Origin of the sequence: Caldisalinibacter kiritimatiensis (assembly GCF_000387765.1) — a bacterium.
Classification (GTDB): Bacteria; Bacillota; Clostridia; order Tissierellales; family Caldisalinibacteraceae; genus Caldisalinibacter; species Caldisalinibacter kiritimatiensis.
This window is the reverse complement of the sequence record NZ_ARZA01000085.1, coordinates 1-291: the sequence shown is the minus strand read 5'-3', so window position 1 is coordinate 291 and position 291 is coordinate 1. Positions and strand designations below refer to the sequence as shown.

Here is a 291-nt window from a genome sequence, read left to right as displayed (position 1 = left end):
AGTCGTAACAAGGTAGCCGTATCGGAAGGTGCGGCTGGATCACCTCCTTTCTAAGGAGAAATATTTTGAGGTTAGACCTTAAAATAATCAAAAAAATGTAAGATTGAAAAACAAAACTGCTTTGTGCTGTTCAGTTTTGAGAGTCTTAAAAGTCTCTCTGATGAATTATGCGTAAGCATTATATTGTGGGGATATAGCTCAGTTGGGAGAGCACCTGCCTTGCAAGCAGGGGGTCAGGGGTTCGAATCCCCTTATCTCCACCATATTGTACTTTGAAAACTGCATAGTGGA

At 41.2% G+C, this 291-nt stretch carries 1 tRNA gene and 1 rRNA gene; both read left to right on the top strand.

The features are described from left to right. A 16S ribosomal RNA gene (locus L21TH_RS14750) occupies positions 1-50 on the top strand; the annotation flags it as partial. A 137-nt stretch (positions 51-187) separates the two neighbouring features. Then, positions 188-263, top strand: a tRNA-Ala gene (locus L21TH_RS04150). The last annotated feature ends 28 nt before the right edge of the window (positions 264-291 follow it).